General features: G+C 43.1%; 11 protein-coding genes. 9 read left to right on the top strand and 2 right to left on the bottom strand.

The window, feature by feature from the left end:
- The first annotated feature begins 326 nt into the window (after positions 1-326).
- The 5 genes from AC3WT9_RS03465 (at position 327) to AC3WT9_RS03445 (ending at position 8,960) form a co-directional block, all read left to right on the top strand.
- A complete protein-coding gene (locus AC3WT9_RS03465) occupies positions 327-3,374 on the top strand; it encodes an S-layer homology domain-containing protein (RefSeq protein WP_492407289.1) in 3,048 nt (1,015 codons plus the stop codon).
- A gap of 209 nt (positions 3,375-3,583) precedes the next feature.
- Complete coding sequence (locus AC3WT9_RS03460) at positions 3,584-3,718, top strand: hypothetical protein (protein WP_492407288.1); 135 nt, start codon at positions 3,584-3,586, stop codon at positions 3,716-3,718.
- Entirely contained in the window at positions 3,715-4,683 is a 969-nt protein-coding gene (locus tag AC3WT9_RS03455) for an alpha/beta hydrolase (protein ID WP_492407287.1), read from the top strand. Before AC3WT9_RS03460 ends, AC3WT9_RS03455 begins: the two co-directional genes overlap by 4 nt.
- A gap of 25 nt (positions 4,684-4,708) precedes the next feature.
- On the top strand, positions 4,709-6,214 hold the full coding sequence (locus AC3WT9_RS03450; RefSeq protein WP_492407286.1) for an alpha/beta hydrolase family protein: 1,506 nt from the start codon (positions 4,709-4,711) through the stop codon (positions 6,212-6,214).
- A gap of 244 nt (positions 6,215-6,458) precedes the next feature.
- Positions 6,459-8,960 (top strand): glycoside hydrolase family 3 protein, encoded by a 2,502-nt coding sequence (locus AC3WT9_RS03445; RefSeq protein WP_492407285.1) that lies wholly within the window; start codon positions 6,459-6,461, stop codon positions 8,958-8,960.
- A 181-nt stretch (positions 8,961-9,141) separates the two neighbouring features.
- Here the strand turns inward: AC3WT9_RS03445 and AC3WT9_RS03440 are convergent, their stop codons facing one another.
- Positions 9,142-10,818 carry a sensor histidine kinase gene (locus tag AC3WT9_RS03440; RefSeq protein WP_492407284.1) on the bottom strand — a complete coding sequence of 559 codons (1,677 nt, stop codon included), beginning with the start codon at positions 10,816-10,818 and terminating at the stop codon, positions 9,142-9,144.
- A 287-nt stretch (positions 10,819-11,105) separates the two neighbouring features.
- On the opposite strand from AC3WT9_RS03440, the gene AC3WT9_RS03435 reads away from it, so the two are divergent.
- Complete coding sequence (locus AC3WT9_RS03435; protein ID WP_492407283.1) at positions 11,106-12,806, top strand: type 2 periplasmic-binding domain-containing protein; 1,701 nt, start codon at positions 11,106-11,108, stop codon at positions 12,804-12,806.
- A 54-nt stretch (positions 12,807-12,860) separates the two neighbouring features.
- On the opposite strand, the gene AC3WT9_RS03430 is transcribed toward AC3WT9_RS03435, so the two are convergent.
- The gene (locus AC3WT9_RS03430; RefSeq protein WP_492407282.1) at positions 12,861-14,474 is read right to left on the bottom strand and encodes a response regulator; all 1,614 of its coding nucleotides are present in this window, start codon (positions 14,472-14,474) and stop codon (positions 12,861-12,863) included.
- Positions 14,475-14,880: 406 nt separating this feature from the next.
- On the opposite strand from AC3WT9_RS03430, the gene AC3WT9_RS03425 reads away from it, so the two are divergent.
- The 3 genes from AC3WT9_RS03425 (at position 14,881) to AC3WT9_RS03415 (ending at position 19,639) form a co-directional block, all read left to right on the top strand.
- Positions 14,881-15,825, top strand: a complete 945-nt coding sequence (locus AC3WT9_RS03425) for an ABC transporter permease (protein ID WP_492407281.1) — start codon at positions 14,881-14,883, stop codon at positions 15,823-15,825.
- 11 nt (positions 15,826-15,836) lie between these two features.
- Entirely contained in the window at positions 15,837-16,709 is an 873-nt protein-coding gene (locus tag AC3WT9_RS03420) for a carbohydrate ABC transporter permease (RefSeq protein ID WP_492407280.1), read from the top strand.
- Positions 16,710-16,906: 197 nt separating this feature from the next.
- Positions 16,907-19,639 (top strand): family 78 glycoside hydrolase catalytic domain, encoded by a 2,733-nt coding sequence (locus AC3WT9_RS03415; protein ID WP_492407279.1) that lies wholly within the window; start codon positions 16,907-16,909, stop codon positions 19,637-19,639.
- Positions 19,640-19,648 lie beyond the last annotated feature (9 nt).

Below are 19,648 nucleotides of genomic sequence, written 5' to 3'. Positions count from 1 at the left end.
TCCGCTTTTTTATTATTGCAAAATCCTGGAGTCAAAAATTAATAATGCGATATGCATGTTTGCAATCCTATATATCGCTGTCAAATGCACAAACCTATAATTAATTTGTAGTGAGTCCTCTTCTTATTTCCAAAAAGTTAAATGTAGGAAATATGAGGGGGATTTTTTTCTGAATACTTGTAAACGCATACATTTATTGATGGAGGTGGAAATAGCTTTTTTCCAGCTTATGAAGGGAGATGAAAAATAGAAAATACTTTTGTTTATAAAACAGCATCAGTTTGTTTGTCAGCTTCAAATAACTCGATTGAGGAGTGTGTTAACGGATGATTAAGAACAAGCTGCTGGTTTGTCTTATACTAATTACTTTGGTTATTTTTCCATCGGGGCACTATACCAATGCCGCAGATGAGCCTGAACCGGAAGCTGTTTCATCCTTGTTTGATTTAAATGAACAGGGGTATTTTACACAAGCATTTTCTAAGACGATAGATATGAATGGCCCGTTGAAGTATTCCCCTCTTGCCGAATTTCTAATGCAGATGATGGCAGATGATGCTAAAGCGACATTGGCAAGTCTACAAAAAGTTAGCGACATTTATGAAAGTGCAAGTGTGACTTTCTATCCGGACGGAAGAGCATGGTTTTCTTATAAATTTACTGATGCAGCGTATAATGCGTTTAAAAGTGTGGACTCCAGACAAAAACAGTCTGTTAACGTAGTGTCCAATTCTTATAAGGTAGACGCTGAAAAAGGTACAGTTTCAATAACCAAAGATGTCATATTTGAAATGAATATTGAAGATGAGACGTTATCCAGAACCTCGTCTGTAGTTTTAAATGAGGTGTTTTCAGTAGAGGGAGAGGTGGTTGAACCCCCAAAGGAGGAACAACCTGTGGCCGCGTTTACTGTGATGAAGGATATTTCTTATGGAACCGATGAGTCGGATCAAAGAACGAAAATGGATGTGTACGTGCCCAAGAATAGGGATTCCAGTAAAAATAACGGTGCATTTCTAATCATTTATGGGGGGGGCTGGACCAGCGGAAGTAAGGAGGAAATGGAGAGTGTGGCAGAGCCTTTCGCTTCTGCAGGATATGTAACAGTTGCCATTAATATGCGGAATGTATTTGTTAACGAGACTACCCAAAAAACGGAAGTGACCGTCTATGATATGTTAAACAACGTTCATGACAGTATAAAAAAACTAAAGGAATTATCAGATGAACAAGGGTGGAATATCAAAGAAATCGCCTTGTTTGGCGGTTCTTCCGGAGCCAATATTGCGATGAACTATGCGTATTCAAGAGGAAGCGATATGGCAAATTTCGATACAAGTGTCATTCTGCCAGTGAAGTTCGTTTCGGAAGTGGTGGGTCCGGTAGATATGCATGAATCAGCCTGGTATGGGGATGAAAATTGGCCGGATCGAAGCATGATGACTGCGCCGGGTGCAGGGCCATTGTATGCTATGTTATTGACCGGGGCGATTAACAATCCGAATTTAACGGAAGAAGAAAAAGAATACTATATTAATTCGATGTCCCCTGTACATTATGTACAAACAAATGGTGGTTTACCAACTGTGTTGGGATATTCCAAGGTTGATTATATACAGAATCCAAATAACGGAAAAACGTTGAAGGGATATCTTGATAACAAGAACATCAGAAACGATTTATTTACATTCCCTAAATCGATTCATGGGTATTATGCGGATCCTGAAGAGGCTAAGATGTTTTTTGATAAGTCTCTTGAATATGCAGAAACATACTTCAATGGAACATCAGCTATTGTCGACTTAACAGTGAAATCATCAACCTCCTCTACGGTAACTCTCGGTTGGCCGGCTGCTGCCAGAGGAGCAACGAATTTGTTGATAGAGCAGTCGCCTGCCGGGAAGAATCTATGGACTACAAGTGCCGCAGGTACCATTGCAACGGATGCCACGAGTGCAATTGTTACTGGATTGACTCCAGGAACCGCCTATGATTTTCGGTTGGTGGTCACCGGCGGCGCGAATACAGGCAACTCGAATACAGTGAGTGCGATGACAAATTCTGTTGTTCCGGAAATTCCGGCGAACCCGCCGTCTGCAGGAAGCAGCCCAGTGGTCATAGGGAATTCGGATTTGACGAAGCCTGGGACTACAACAACACTGGGGACTATAACAACAACAGAACGCAATGGCCAAAGTGTCGCGATAATCAAACTGGAACAAAAGAGAGTTGAAGATCTGCTTGCAACAGCAGAACAAGGTGCAGTGATAACGATTCCAATGACTACGATTTCCGATGCCGCAGCTGTTGAATTAACAGGTCAAATCATAGTCGCACTGGGAGATAAAAATGCGGTTTTAGAGCTTCGAACGGATCGTGCCGGATACAAAATTCCAGCCCAACAAATCATCAGGGCTTTATCCGATCCTAATGTAGATGTCTCTAATAAAGATCTGAAAGAAGTTACAATACAGGTCGAAATCACGAAACCGGGAACGGATTCGATAACACTCGTGGAGAATGCTGCGAATACCGGTAAATTTGCGCTCATAGGCTCTCCGACTGAATTTATAGTTAGAGCGACACATGAAGGTAAAACGGTTGAAATTACGAGCTTTAACACTTATGTTGAACATTTTATTGCCGTTTCTGACAATGTTGATCCCAAATCGCTTACTACGGGAATTGTCGTAGAGCCAAACGGAACAGTACGCCATGTACCTACCAAGATCGTTGTCATGGATGGGAAGTATTACGCTCAAATAAACAGTTTAAATAGCGGTGTATATTCCATCGTGTCACACCAGATTATGTATAGTGAGATGTCAAATCACTGGGCAAAAGAGGCAGTCAATGACATGGGTTCCCGAATGGTCCTGGACGAAACCATTAATGATAAATTTGCTCCGGACCAGGAAATCACCCGGGCTGAATTTGTCGCTATCCTCACCAGAGGGTTGGGACTAAAAAATGATGGAGATCATCTCCCGTTTGCGGATGTCAGCGAATCCGATGAGGATTACCATGAGATTCAGACCGCATACTCCTTTGGCTTCATTACCGGCTTCAATGACGGGTTGTTCCGGCCGAATGTTAAGATAACGCGGGAAGAAGCGATAATTATTATATCCAAGTCCATGGCAATTACAGGTCTTAAAAAGAAGCTTGCCGAGTTGCCCGTCAAAACAATGTTGAATCCATTTACCGATGCTGAGAAAGTTTCTAAATGGGCGCAGGGCGCAGTCATGGATTGCTTAAATGCCGGTATCATAATGGGCAGAGACAACTCAGTTCTTGCTCCGCAAACTCCTATCACGAAAGCCGAAGCTGCAGCAATCGTACTGCGGTTGCTGCAAAAGTCAGATTTGATCTAACTGCAAAAAAGGGTGCCGGACTTCGAATCCGGTACCCTTTTTCCAGTTTTTCGTTACAGTTAGATCTGCACGTTACATAACATCCGTTTTGTATCATTTTCTGCTTGTGTATTGATTCTGATCATTTCCAATGATACATTTGTAACGCGAAAAAAGTTACAACTGTATCATACAATTTGCCGAAAAAAAATAGGGAAGGGGATTTAGAGATGACACTTAAACAAAAACGCATCGTCATTTTAATTGCAGTTATTATCGTAGCCGCTGTGTTGGGACGCCTTACGATACGGGTATTTTTGAATTACTTATTCGGAGGAACACTATTTGGAGGTAACTTCTTATGAAAAATGAAGGAAAAGGAAGAAAAAAATTGTTGTGGGGATTTATTTATGTAGGTGTTTTTATTGTTGCATTTGCGGCTTCGGCAATATTTAAAATGACATACGATCCATTGGCTGGAGAAATGCAGGTGGATTGGAATGACTCCGTTGGGCGTGTATATACGGATATCGCCTATGATGAAGAGGAGCAAAATAAATTTGATCTCTATGTTCCAGCAGATAATACAAAGAAAACTTACGGACTAGTGGTATATCTCCATGCAGGGGGGTTTGCAGGTGGGGATAAGAGCGATGATGCCACTATGCTGAAATGGCTTACTTCAAAAGGTTATGTGGCCGCAGGTATTAATTATACACTTCGTGATGAGATTAACGAAGCCAGTGTGTACACAATGTCACAGGATATCAAAAAAAGCATTCCCGTTGTAAAAGCGGAAGCGGAAAAGTTAGGCTATAATCTTGATCGAATGGCTATATCCGGTGGATCGGCAGGCGGGACTCTGGCTCTATTGTATGCATACCGTGATGCCGCCACCTCTCCGATACCTGTTAAGATGGTCTTTGAGTTGGTAGGGCCGCCCAGTTTTTACCCGGAGGACTGGACCCCTTACGGTTTGGATAAGAGTCCAGAGGCAGCAGCAGACTTATTCAGCGTTATGTCTGGCAACACCATTACACCAGATATGATAGGAACGCCAAAGTATGAGGAAGCAATCAAAGATATTTCTCCGTATATGTGGATTGATGAAAACTCTGTACCTACGCTGGCCGGCTATGGAAGATACGATAAGGTAGCTCCGTTCGGCTCCGTCAAACATCTGATTAATGCTTTGAAGGAAAACAATGTTCCTCACGATTATTTCGAGTTTCCCCATTCGGGACATGGTCTGCAAAATGACACTAAGATTTATGCGAAATATATAGAGAAGATCAATGAGTATCTGGAGCGGTATATGGAAAGTGAATAAAACAGACTGGGACTAGGAGAGGAACATGAAGAAATTAGTTAAGGCTATCGGGATTTGTATTTTGGCAGTTATCCTCTTAATAGCAGGATTAAATATCAAGAACACTTACTTCCCTGCAAAAGAAGACGCCAGTGAAATAGATTTTGATACGATATTTGCACTTCAGTCGAAATCCAAAGAAGATCTTCCTCCTCTTCATCATGTTGAGCAAAGAACGACTGATGTAAAGTATATTAATAAGGAGGGTATTGTTGAAGCCAGACAAATGAAGCTATTCATCCCGGAAGAGGCACAGCAGCCAGTACCATTGATTTATATTCCTCACTACGAGATGACAGAGGATGCAGCGGAACTGCGCAATTACCTGGGTGAAGGATGGATGGTGGCTTCACCAGCCCATTTTGATAATAGATATAACGGACAATTGACCGACGATGATCTTGTTTTTAACAATGCCGCATTATATACCCTGCGTCATATGGAGGAAGTAGATGATCAAAGGATAGCACTGGTCGGCGGAAGTGCAGGTGGTTACTCAACCCTGATGCTTAATGCCTTACAGATGGGAATGAATGCTTCGATAGCGAACTCGCCAATTACGAATGTATATTTTAACTTTTACCAGTATTTCACTGAAGGAAGCAAGCTGAACAATGGCAAAATGGGAGGGGCAATGCTTAAAGGAGCCTTTAAATGGATTACTGGAGGGGCCAATAGAGATAAAGAAATGCTTAACGCGATGATGGATGTGCCGATTCCGTTTCTGGGCATGGTGTCTGGTATGTTCGAACCGATCCTAGACAACTTCCCGGATAAAGAGGATGTTGCGAGATGGGAAGCATTTTCTCCAGTAGGAGTTGCAGATTATTTCAGTAGTCCGATTGTAATCAATCATTTCACATCTGATGTTTTAGTTCCAATTGATCAAATTACGAGACGATTTACTTATGAAGACAATGGTAATTCGATGCCGGAGCATTTCTCAACAAGATTAAACCGCAATAATCCCGGAGGTCTTGGAAACTCTCTGGAGGATAAATTGCCGTCGGAACTTAAAAGAACAGAACACATTATGATTACGGATCCGAATGAGGATTCAACACTGCCTTATGATAATAAAAAGCCGTTCAACTTGAATATCTATGACGATGGACCGGTAGAAGCCTATGGAAGTCATCGTGCGACAAACGGAACAGGGATCATTGATGATATCCCGTATCTGAAGGAAATGTTCTCTCGCGGCCTGGCACAAACAGAAATGCTGATGCCGAGAAAAATGTTGTTATTGTTGGATCGTTATCAGGGAAAAAGCATTCAATTACCGGCACATGAAGGAATTGATGATACTGTATATGGGTCTCTTTCTATCTATCAGAAGGAGATTGAAGAGGAATTATCCCTCTGGGCAGGCAATCATTCTATGGATGAATTGGATACAATGATTCGAGAAAGTATTGCAAGTATTGATGATAGTACGGTACAGAATCGATATTTGGAAACTTGGGAAGAGATCAAGGTAAGAATGTCTTAGGATTCCAGATGAAAGATACTTTTTGTTAAAATCGTGTATCGTTATTAATCTTCATTAGGCTCAAACCAAATTGAGGTTTGAGCCTTTTCTGATTTCTACTTTTATTATTCGCTAGATTTAGAATGCGATACCTATGCTTGAATTCCTCTATATCATCGTTAAAATGAGCACATTTATAATTATTTATGAGTTTTGTTTTGTGTGCTCCGCGACACTTAATATACGGAAAAGGAGAACGATTTTATTGGAATTATATCCATACGAGTTAGAACATATTGAGATTTTAAGAAGCCATGCAGCCGAATGCATGGTGTTGTTGAAGGAGAATGGCGATTTCCCCCTTGTAAATACAGACCAGATTGCCTTGTACGGCAGTGGTGCGCGCCAGACGATTAAAGGCGGTACTGGTTCTGGTGACGTTAATTCCCGTTTCTTTGTCACTGTGGAGCAAGGGCTACAAAACGCCGGTTTTATTATTAGCACAAAGAAATGGATGGATGGATACGAAGAAATTCGCCAGCGGGCCCATAAGGTGTTTGTATCCGATATTAAAGTGAAGGCACAAGCAGCTAACGTCCCTGCTATTATGCTGGGAATGGGGGCAGTCATGCCTGAACCCGAATACGAACTACCGCTTGAAGGAGGGAAAGATACCGCGGTTTATGTGCTTTCTCGCATATCTGGGGAAGGATCAGACCGACATGCTGTGAACGGTGACTTCAAGCTTACACAGTCTGAAATCCGCGACATTCTCTTACTTGCAAGCACGTGCAAGCGGTTTATGCTGGTGCTGAATGTTGGAGGTGTAGTTGATCTGACACCTGTACTTGAGGTGCCCAATATTTTGGTGTTATCTCAGCTTGGTACAGTCACCGGTGACGCTCTGGCAGACGTACTCCTTGGCAAAAGCTATCCTTCTGGAAAGCTGACTACTACATGGGCTGTCGGAGAGGATTATTCTCACATTGGAGATTTTGGTAATGAGGATGATACACACTATCGTGAAGGTGTTTATGTCGGATACCGCTACTTTGATAGCGTAGCCAAGAGGCCTCTCTTCCCCTTTGGCTTCGGTCTGGGGTATACACAATTCAGCATAGATGATCCTGTTTTTTCGTTAGAAGGAAGTCATGTCAAAGTGACTGCTACAGTGAAGAATATTGGTTATGCTTCTGGAAAGGAAGTAGTACAGTTATATGTCTCGGTTCCATCCGGTAAGCTGGATCAGCCGTATCAGACACTCGCAGCCTTTGCCAAGACTGAAGAGCTCACAGTAGGACAGTTACAGCATATAACCATGAGCTTTGCAATGGAGGAGCTTGCTTCTTTTGATGCAGCGCGGGCAGCGAGTGTATTGGAGGCTGGTGATTATCTGCTGCGAATAGGTTGCAGCAGCAGAGATACCTGTATTTGCGGAATTGTAAGGTTAGACCATGAATTTCTCACTCAGCAGCTGTCACATGCGGGTGGTACACCTGATTTTGAAGACTGGAAGCCGCAAACGCAGCAGTATACCTACACTGGTGAAGCGGAGGAAATAGCTCAGGCCAAAGTGCTAATCCTTAATGCAGATGCTTTATCAACAGCATCGCAACCGTCTATACCAGAGATAGATCCCAAGGTAATTCAAATGGTCAATGGCCTCTCAAATAAGGAATTGGCATGGCTTTGTCTGGGGAATTATCGCTCCGATAATGAAAGCAGCAGTGTTATTGGCAATGCAGCTTTTTCGGTTGCAGGTGCTGCAGGAGAAACTACAGACCGGTTACAAGAAAAAGGCATTCCTTCTTATGTTATGGCAGATGGACCGGCAGGTCTTCGACTCAGCTGCCAGTATGGTGTAGATGAGCAAGGTATTTATTCAGTAGGGGATGCTGTTCCGTCTGCATTTCTAGACTTCATGGATGAGAATTTAATGGCTGCTCTTGGATTTAAGAAGTCGGGTGAATTGGCACGTAGTGGCAAGATTTACGATCAGTATTGTACCGCGCTGCCTATCGGCACTGCTTTAGCTCAAAGCTGGAATCTGGAGTTCTGCAGGACCTGTGGAGACATCGTGGGTAATGAGATGGAACGGTTTGGAGTACATCTGTGGCTTGCCCCGGCCTTTAACATTCATCGAAGTCCTCTATGCGGCCGCAACTACGAATATTTTTCCGAAGACCCGCTTATTAGTGGAAGAGTAGCTGCCGCTATTACGCTGGGAGTACAGAGTCATCCCGGTTGTGGCGTGACGATCAAGCACTACGTCTGTAACAACCAGGAAACTAACCGCTTTCGGTCAAACAGTGTTGTCAGCGAGCGTGCTCTTCGAGATATTTATCTGCGCGGGTTTAAAATTTGCGTGGAAGAAGCACAGCCATATGCTTTAATGACCTCCTACAATTTACTCAATGGTGTGCATACCTCTGAAAGGGAGGATATCCTTAATGATATTCTTCGTGAGGAATGGGGGTTTGACGGTATCGTGATGTCGGACTGGGTTGTTGCCAGTGTTAAGCATGGCGTCAAAAAATATCCTTATGCTACAGCAGCCAAGAGTATCAAAGCTGGCAACGATCTGATGATGCCGGGCGGGGAAGCAGATCATGCCGATATTATGGCTGCACTCGCTGGTACCAACGAAGCAGTGATACTGACTCGGGACGATGTGGTAAACTGTGCTGCGCGAGTCGCGCAGATGGGGTTCCGGCTTACAGAGGCCAGAGGTAGGCTAAGTAATACAATAGAAAATGAATCTGAATGATTTGGAAATTTATGAATGATATTACGGCCTGTGATTCTGATTCTTCCTGGTGAAGAATATCGTTTTTGTTTTGACCGGGAAACACCCTGGCTTTTGTGAAGCATTCTGATGTATAAGAGGCAGCAGATGATTTGTACAGATTAAAAGACCAAATCATCTGCTGCCCTATTTAGTTTAGAGTCTACAAGTCCGACTGACTGCTGTAGAGCCAAGTCAATTCAATCCGTATGCCGCCGTACTTACTCTGAGTAATATTTAAATTAGCGCCATAGCCAAGCTGAATAAGCATTCGTTGGCGTATATTCCATAACGCACACCCCATTGCATCATCCAACGGTTGTTCCATACGGTGTAACAGGTTTTGGATTGCTTCAAGCTCCATTCCCTTCCCGTCGTCTTCTACAACCAATGTAACCCGGTCCTCATTGTGGATACCCGATATATGGATAAACCCAGCACTTTGTTTCTTTTCAATACCGTGAATGACACTGTTTTCTACCAGGGGCTGAATAAGCAATTTGGGAATTGGCAGCGGCAGCATCGTATCTGGAATATCGATTTGCGTATTCAGCCGGCTAATCCGCAAACTTTGGATGTTCAAATAATTGCGGACAACACCCATTTCTTTTTCCAGCGTGGTGAGCGGATCGTTGATTCGTGTCGTATATCTAAAATATTCTGCCAGGTTTTGAGTCATTGCACTCACAGCTTCTTCATTCCCCATGCGGTTCATATTGTTGATGAAAAACAGACAGTTGTATAAAAAATGCGGATTAATTTGTGCCTGCAGTTGCTTGACCAAAGCCTCTCTGGAAATGATTTTTTCTTTGTATACATTCTCTATTAAATCCTCTATTTGCTGAGTCATATTATTAAAATTGTGATACAGAATGGCAAACTCACTATTTCCCGTTCTGCTAATCCGGTGCGAAAAGTCACCTTTCTGCAAATGACGGACGCCTTTCAATAAGGTAAGGATCGGCACCTGCACTTTCCGGTAGAAGAAAAGAAGTGTTACTATTCCGGACAAAAATAACATAACACAAGTGATATAAAAGAATGTCTGTGTCTTTACAATAGGCTGCAACGCTTTGTCAAGAGGTACATAATCAATCATATACAATCCTAATGTTTCAGCCTTCAAATAACTGACCATATAATCGGTATGACGGATCGTTAGTACCTCTGTACCTTCGTTTTTATCCCTCATCTTTAGAGAAATTTTGGAGACCAGGTCCTGTAACTGTTCTGCATTAGCGGAACGGTTAGCTATATTAATGGAATCAGAATAATAAAAGAAAGGATCATTATTGTCTAGCTTGGCAGAGTCCAGCAAATTTTCTAAATTAGCTTTGGGAAAAGTTACGCGAATGGTATACTGCTCATATTTCCTGTACATGGAAAATAATTTTTGAGACTCGTCAAGAATCCATTGTCCCTCTACTACATTCACAGGTGGAGCTGTGCGGTCCTGGAAAGATCCTACCCACTTGCCTAATAATATGGAGTAGATGTCAATTTGTACATTCCATCCTTGAGTGAAGCTTTGTAGCTTCATCTTGTCTGTGAGATTGAGCATTAGCTGATCTTGTTCGTAATTTTCCATCAAATCTACCGATTTCAGTAGACCCATCATAGAATCCGTAGTTAGTGCAACGGAAAGCATATCTAACTGGTCGACGTTATAATCTAAAGAGTTAACCAGGATACGCAGCCGGTTAAGGTTGTTCGTTTGAATATCGTTTTTTACTGTACTTAGGCTTGTCTCCACGGTATACGAGTACATCATTAATACAACAATAGTTGACAAAAAAATGATAATTACCGCGCTGAGGAAGGTCCGGTATTGTTTTAACATGACAACAATCCTTTACGAAGAGGTAATCCAATTATAAGAATTTGTGCTTTAGGTAGCAATGTGAATAGATTGGAATTAAACTTAAACTTTAGAATGAGTTATCAATGTTTAAATACCGACATGCATCGGGTTGTTATCAATGGAGAACATATTTTTGCCTAGAGACACATCACCAGACTATTAATAATGAGATATAGAATGTTGAGAATACGTTATTTATCTAGTGAAAGCGCATTCCTATAATGGAGAGGTAATCACATCAATTTATTCAGGGGGTTTGAATGAACATGAAAAAAAGAGTGCTGGTGACAGCTCTTACTGCAGCGCTGTTAACAACAGGAGTGCTGGGCTGCAGTAATAATAATACCCAGGACAGCGCCGCGAGTAACCAAGGGAACACGGAAACGAAAACACTAAATATCGTAAATGGAAAGATTGAACCGACTGCGTCGTTCTCCACAATAAGGTTGGACAATCCGGCGCTCAAATTCAGAGACGGGGAATCAATTTCAGACAATACATTTACACGCTGGACAGAGAGTTCCCTAGGAGTGAAGATCAAAACATTATGGACCGGTGGAGCTACAGACGGCTCCTTTACTACCAAATTGAAGCTCATGCTTTCATCAGGGGACGAGATGCCGGATGTTATCAGTTTAGGTGATTCCACTTCTATTAATATGTTAATCGATTCAGGCAAGTTTATGGACGTGGAGGAGGCTTTTGAAAAATATGCTTCTCCTATTTACAAAGAGGCAATGGCCGCAAAGGAAGATGCATGGCAGCCATTTATCCGGGATGGTAAAAAAATGGCGCTTCCGACTACCGATGCGGAATTCGGGCAGGGACAGTCGGTAGTGTGGTTCCGTCAGGATTGGCTGGATAAATTGAAGCTGAAGGCACCGACGACGATTGAAGAATTGGAAAACGTCATGGATGCTTTCGTCAATCAGGATCCGGATGGAAATGGGGCCAAGGATACCTTTGCTCTTGATTTTTCAATGAAGGATAAAATGGCGGGAGCGCCGATCGGAGATGTTACCTGGATATTCGGATTATTCGGAGCTGTACCGGAAAGATGGTATCCGGGAGAAGACGGCACACTTCAATACGGTTCTATTCAGCCTGGAATTAAACAGGCGTTGGCAAAGCTGAATGAGTGGAAGACTAAAGGATATGTAGCAAGCGATATCGCTTTACACGACACCAATTCCATTGTTCAGACGGTCGCCTCAGATAAAGTCGGTATTGTATGTGCCCCTTCCTTTTTCTGGGGGTATCCAGGCGCACTTTTACTCGCAAACAACCCGAAAGCTCTTTATGTTCCATATCCCATGCCTGAAGGTGTGAATGGCCAAAATATGCGGACGAATATGAATCTAATGAGTGCAATTTTAATCAATAAAGATATTTCAGATGAATCACTGCAAGCCTTCTTCCATTATATGAACTCGATGTATAGTGTATTTGAATCGGACGATCCATTTTATTTTAGAGGGTATCAAGAAGGTTACGATTATGTTGTCAAAGATGGAAAAATTGTAACGGATGATAAAGAAATCCCCGGTGGAAAGATTAATACCATAGAATATGTCTTTGGGTCGGCTTTAATGCATTCTACTAAGATTAAAGAGCTCTTTGACAAAATTTCCAATCGAATTGAGCTTACAGAGCAAGAAAAGGCATTAGCAATTATTACCGGGACTCAGGATGATTCTACACCGTCGGCAAGATCCGGTTTTGATGCCTATCTGGTTAGTAATAAGCAGGCATCAGCAAATGTCAGACAGTACTATGTGGGACCAATGACATCTACAATGTCGGCCAGAAACGAGCTGCTGCAAAAGATGCAGATGGAAGCTTTTACGAAAATTATTTATGGAGAAGCTCCAGTGGATTCGTTTGACCAGTTTGTGGAGAAATGGAAGTCCTCCGGCGGTGATACTATTACCAAAGAAGTAAATGAGTGGTATGAATCAGTAAAATAGCTTTAACGCAAATACGGCTTGGTGTGATCGAACACACCAAGCCGTATTTTTTTATTAGCCTCGGTTCCGGTAATCCTGTGGCGTTGTGCCGAAATGTTCTTTGAAGATTTTAATGAAATGAGGAGTTGCCTGGAACCCCAACCGATCACTGATTTCAGCTATTTTCAAGTCTGTATTCCGGAGGAGATGAATCGCACGCTCCATACGAAACTTATAAATATAGTCCCCAATCGTTTCATTCATAGCCGTCTTGTATATTTTGGAAAGGTACACAGGATGTAGCCCCACATAATCAGCAATGATTTGCAGTGAAATGCCGTTGGACAAATGTTCATGAATAAATGTTCGGACTTTGGAAGCAATTTGCTGATGCGTATTTTCCATTTGGGTTGACGCATTAGATTTTAGGGTGAAAATGATTTTGTTGGCCCACTCGTGAATACGTTGCCGCGAAAGGTGCCCTTTCTTGTGAAGCAACTCATCGAATTCCGAGCCCATCTGATCATACAGGTTGGTGCTATTTGGCTGTAAGCAGATTGTAAATGAGGAAGAAAGGTACAGCAGTACCGTAAACAATTGGTCCTGAGAAAGTTCAAGCGATTGTTCGTCTGCATTCCCGTTAATAAGAAGGAATTCATCAATTTTGGCAATTGCCTCATCCCAACTGCCTGAATCCAGTAAAGTCGATAGTGCAGGCGGAGCATTTAACTTCTTGATAATGGAGCTCTGGGGCTGATCGCTTGTTTCATTGATAGTCAGGAAGTAACTTTTGTTACTTCCAATTTTCCGGTTTATGGCGTTGATTGAGGCCAGATACAGGTTTTGAAGATCTTCAGGAAACTTTGCGATATTGCTTAGGCAGACCGAGAGGGAGCCTTTCAGGAATTTCTGAACATGGCTCTGAAGCTTCACCGCGAACGAATCGACCAAAAGCAAAGCGTCATCCTGGTTACCTTTGATAAGAAAAACCAGATATCCTTGTTCAGTAACGCAGTGCCATAAACTAAAAAGATTCTCAAATACTTCTTCTGCGATGTTCGTTACTGCATATTCCAGAAGTGATAAGGAGTGGAGATCATACCCCGAGAAATCCTCCTCCATGCGGACAACCATCATCATATAGGGGTCATCCAACCGGAATGGAACGCCAACAAGGGCAAGGCGTTCTTCCAAAACTGCCTTGCGTATACTCTTATTCTTAAGCAAGTCATTAAGCAATTGAGATCTCAGCAAAGGCAAATTAGCTTCAAGTGTTTGTTTAATCCGTTGGAAGGATATCACTTCCTTCCATTCTTCTTCAACCAGTTGGACCGCTTTTTTGACGGAATTGATAAGCTCTCCATAATCAATGGGTTTCAGCAAATAATCCAGTGCCTGATAAGCCATGGCTTTTTTAGCATATTCGAATTCGTCGTGTCCAGAAAGAATGATGCAGCGAATTTTGCGTGAGTAGTGCTGCATGACTTCAATCAATTCTAACCCGGACATTTCCGGCATCTGAATGTCAGTGATCATAATATCAATGGAGTGTTTGGCCGCAATATGCAATGCTTCTTTGGCAGAGTATGCACAGTGCACTTCTTCAATCCCGTAATCCTTCCACGGTACAGTCAGTGCCAGACTGTCTACGACTGAGGTTTCATCGTCAACGATTAGAAGTTGGTACATTATTTTACTCCTCCGGATATTTGGCTTTTTCCATTTTTGCTTTGGGGTAACCCTATTATAAGAATCGGCAGACCAACTGGCAATGTAAGCAGGTCTAAATTTAGCCGTATATTCTGAATGAGATACGTATGTTTGGATTCCTTTATATCAAGTTCTAAAGATAAAAACCAATGGGAGTCCTCGGGCGGTGAACCCATTACTAAAAAATGGTCGAGTGGAATAAAAGCTTTACAATAGGTTTGGAGCAAATAGCGGCTTGTTAATCTAACATGCCAAGCCGCTATTTTTTTGCGGATTCCAATATTTAAAATGCGCTATCGGTCTTTGTATTGCTTTATATCAAGCGAAATAGCCCGTCTCTATAATAAAAGTAGAACATAAAGAATGAAGTGGGAGGATTTATTGTATGGGCATGAATTCGGCTGTACCAGCGGTACCGGTAAAAAAGTCAAAAAAAATATCCAGGCAAAAAGGAGGATGGGGGCTTTATCTTATGCTCCTGCCTGCCGTGGTGCTGACAGCTATTTTTGTCTATGTACCCATGAGCGGCCTGCTAATGGCGTTTCAGGACTACAAACCTTATCTGGGAGTCTCCAAATCGCCTTGGGTCGGGCTGGATCAGTTTAAATTTTTGTTTGAGTATCCTGACAGCATTCAAGTGATCTGGAACACGTTGAAAATTTCGCTCCTCAAATTGGTTGTGGGCATAAGCTGTACACTAACGTTTGCGCTCTTAATCAACGAAGTCAAGAATCGATTTCTGCGCACATCCGTTCAGACCTTTGTATTTCTGCCCCACTTCATCTCATGGGTCGTTCTGGGCGGTGTATTCATTCAGATGCTGAACCCTGAGTATGGACTTGTAAACCAACTAGTGAAAGCCCTAGGCTACGATCCGGTATTCTTCCTGGGTAGCAATCACTGGTTTGTACCAATTGTTATTCTTACGGATGCGTGGAAGGAATTTGGATACGGTTCGATTATTTTTCTGGCGGCTTTGGCCGGAATCAACCCCGCATTGTATGAAGCCGCACAGATAGATGGAGCGGGCAAGCTGAAGCAAATGCTGAACGTTACCCTTCCCGGCCTGATCCCCACGCTGTGCGTGGTATTGACAATTAACCTGGGTTTGGTGCTAAATGCCGGGTTTGACCAAATCTTCAACCTGTACAATCCGCTGGTCTATGAAAGCGGTGATATCATCGATACCTTCGTCTACCGCATCGGGCTCATCGGCGGGAACTTCAGCTTCGGTACGGCAATTGGACTGTTCAAGTCTGTGGTCGGTCTGATCCTGATTTTAGGCGGTTACCGCATTGCTTATAAAGTTGCCGGATACAAGATTTTCTAAGGAGTGTACACATGCAAACAACAAGTAAATTCAATGCTTTCCAGCTGGTTAATAATCTCGTCATGGTTTTACTTGCGGCAATTTGCATCCTGCCGTTTCTTCACATCTTATCCTTATCTTTGAGTTCAAGCGTAGCCGTTTCAGCTAATAAAGTGACCTTTTGGCCGATTGGCTTGAATTTTAATTCCTACGCCAAAGCGATGGAAGACTCTCAGATGCTTCGTTCCGTATGGATTTCGGTGCAGCGGACCTTTTTAAGCGTAACCTTAGGTCTGCTAGTGACCAGTATGGCGGCTTACGTGCTATCGAAAGGCGGAGGACGGAATGGGATTGCGGGCTATCCGTTTTTCGTCGGATTTTTCATCGTGTCCATGCTGTTCAACGGAGGGATGATTCCCACATACCTGTTGGTTACGAAAATCGGTTTGTATAACTCGATATGGGCTCTCGTTCTGCCAACGATGGTAAACGTTTTTAATATTATTTTGATCATGAATTTCTTCAAAGCCTTGCCGAAAGAGCTGGAGGAGGCGGCCTACATCGATGGGGCGGGACACTGGAGAGTATTTCTGAAAGTGATGCTGCCTTTATCCTTGCCGGTCTTGGCAACAGTCGGTTTGTTTGTGGTGGTAGGGGTATGGAACGAATGGTTGAATGGACAAATTTATATGAAACCGGATAACGTGCCGCTAAGCACTTTTTTGAAAGCCGCCATAGCGATGCCAAATATCGATTCCAATAACACGGAGGAGATGGCGAAATATAACTTCCTGTCCATGACTTCGGCGCAAATTTTCATTGGAGCATTGCCTATTTTGTTAATCTATCCATTCCTCCAGAAATTCTTCGCCAAAGGGATTGTTATCGGTGCTGTGAAGGAGTAGTCGAAGCAATACTTAGAAGGGGGAGCGAAGGTGTGAAGAAAAAACTACAGTCCATGGTATCTCTAGCATCTCTAATATTGGTAATGCAGGATCAAGAAAAGGATCCCTTGTTATTGATGCTAAGAAACTTAAAGAAATCAGTATACATGTAACTCATTAAGCATAGGAATCATCGCTGATGAAGGAAGGAGTTTGCTTTGCTTCAAATCTATGACTTAAAAACAGAGTATATGTCTAATCCAATGGGGCTCGATGAGCTGCGACCGCGGTTATCTTGGAAGTTGAAGAGTGACAAGATTGGTGTCATGCAATCTTATTATCAGATTGTGGCTTATTGGAACGGAAAAGTAATTTGGAATAGCGGAATTGTCAAAAGCAGTGATAGTCAGTACATTCGCTATGAAGGAGCAAATTTGGTAAGCAGACAGCAAGTGAGCTGGAAGGTTTCAGTCACGGCAACAGACGAATCCGGTATGAAAGAGACTGCCCACAGCGAAATAGCCCGATTCGAGATGGGGCTTCTTCAACCTGAGGACTGGCAAGCGAAATGGATTGAACCAGAAGCGGATGTAAATGCCGATGAACGGAAGCCCGCCCCCTATTTGCGGAGAACATTCGAAGTAAAGCCTGGACTCCAACATGCACGCATTTATCAGACGGCGCATGGGCTTTATGAGTTCTGGATTAATGGAAGGAATGGAACGGAAGATAAATTCAAGCCCGGATTGACCAGTTATTATGCGAGATTACAATACCAGGTTTATGATATTGCCGCGCTGCTCATGGAAGGCACGAACAGCTGGGCAGTCATGCTGGGTGATGGCTGGTGGCGGGGAGTGACCGGGGGAACGGTTAAGAATAACTTTGGCTATAGGCTGCATTACTTCGGCCAAATTGAATTGACCTATGAGAATGGTGAGAGAGAAGTTATTGGTACAGATGAGTGTTTCAAGCACTCAACAGGCGGGATGCTCGCTTCTGATATGCTGATGGGCGATATCTATGATGCCCGCCAAGAAGTTTTGAAATGGAAGTCTCCTTCGTATGATGATAGTTCTTGGATACAGGTACATTGCACAGCTGAACATGCAGATACACGGTTAATTGCCAGCAGTAGTGTACCAGTCAGAGAGAAAGAACATTTCACTGCCAGACCATTCCGGGATGCAGCCGGACAACTGGTTATAGATTTTGGTCAGAATATTGCCGGATATGTAAAAATGAAGCTCAGAAGCTGCAAAGCTGGTCAGAAAATACGTTTGGTACATGGTGAAGCTCTCAAGGACGGCTGTTTTTCCTTGGATAACATTAAGGATACCCCACTCCTGACTGCTGCATTTCAGGAAGTGGTGTATATCTGTTCCGGAGAACCAGAAGAAGATTATTGTCCTTTATTTTCGATTTTCGGTTTCCGGTATGTGCTTGTTGAGGGCTATGATGAAGAGATCCAGGAAGTCGACTTTACGGCTGTTGCCGTTTATTCGGATATGGAAGAGACAGGATTCTTTAGTTGCTCAAATCCGCTCATAAACAAACTTGTACAGAATAGCTTGTGGAGCCAAAAAGGAAATTTTATGGATGTTCCCGTGGACTGTCCGACTAGGGAGCGGAATGCCTGGACTGGTGATGCCCAGATTTACGTTCGGACGGCCGCCGACTTTATGAATGTGTATTCATTTTTTGAAAAATGGCTGAAAGATCTGACATTGGAGCAATATGCGAGCGGAAAGATTGGCATCACCTTTCCTTCTACAAGCAGCGTTCATAATCCGGAGGAACTGGAACGAAACATCAAAGACAATCCTTTGTGGGCGCTAGCCGGCCCAAGCGGAAACGGAAGCATCGGTGAAGACAGTGCCGGCTGGGGAGATGCTGCGGTGTGGATACCGTACATGATCTATCTATGCTACGGGGACAAGCAGATTCTGGTCAACCAATATGAAACAGCCAGAAAATGGGTAGATTATATGCTTGCATGTGCTAAGGAGCCTAATCCGCTTTATGAACAGGAACCGCAGTATCATAACTATGAAGACGGGGAACTGGATGCCTGTTATATTTTTGATACAAAAATGCATTATGGAGAATGGCTGGAGCCGATTCCTAAGAAAGTAACGGGTGAATCTGTTGCTGATGCCATTATGCGGATGCGGACACATGGAAACCCTCGTGTAGCTACTGCTTATATGTTTCGTTCCGCTGGGAATGTGGCACATATGGCACAGATTTTGAACAACGAAGAGGATTACAGGAAATACAATAAGATTGCAGAGAGAATCCGTAAAGTTTATGACAAGTATCTAATCGGGGATGATGGTGTAATCGAACCGGGACATCAGGCAGCTTATGTCCGCGTACTGGCTATGAATATCTGTTCCGAGGGTAAACGCACTAAAGTTGTAAATCAGCTAATTCAGGAAATTAAAAATAACGATTATCGGTTAAACACAGGGTTTTTGTCAACACCATTCTTGCTTCATGTGCTGGTAGATTGCGGATACCCGGAAGTGGCCTTCCGGATCCTGGAGCAAACCGAGAATCCAAGCTGGCTGCATGCCGTGCTGCTCGGCAGTACAACTATTCTTGAAAGCTGGGACGGCATGGACCGCTACCATGGTTCTTTTAATCACTACAGCTATGGCGCTGTCTGCGACTTTTTATTTAGCAGAGTGGCGGGAATTACTCCGCTATTTGAGGAACCAGGCTATCGGATGTTTGAACTCCGGCCAGTTCCGGGCGGAACGCTGACTTACGCAGAGGCAACTTACGAAAGTCTTTACGGAAACATACGCTCCAGGTGGGAGCATACAGAAAGTGGTCTGAATTATGAATGCAGTATCCCTGTAAATACACAAGCAAAAGTGTATTTACCGGATGGTCAATGTCATTGTGTAGGCAGCGGCGATTACAAATTTACAGTTAATGCATAAGAGAACTGC

This window comes from Paenibacillus sp. EB106-06-01-XG199 (assembly GCF_058791575.1).
Note: the sequence above shows the minus strand (reverse complement) of the source record. Positions and strands in the feature narration are given on the sequence as shown.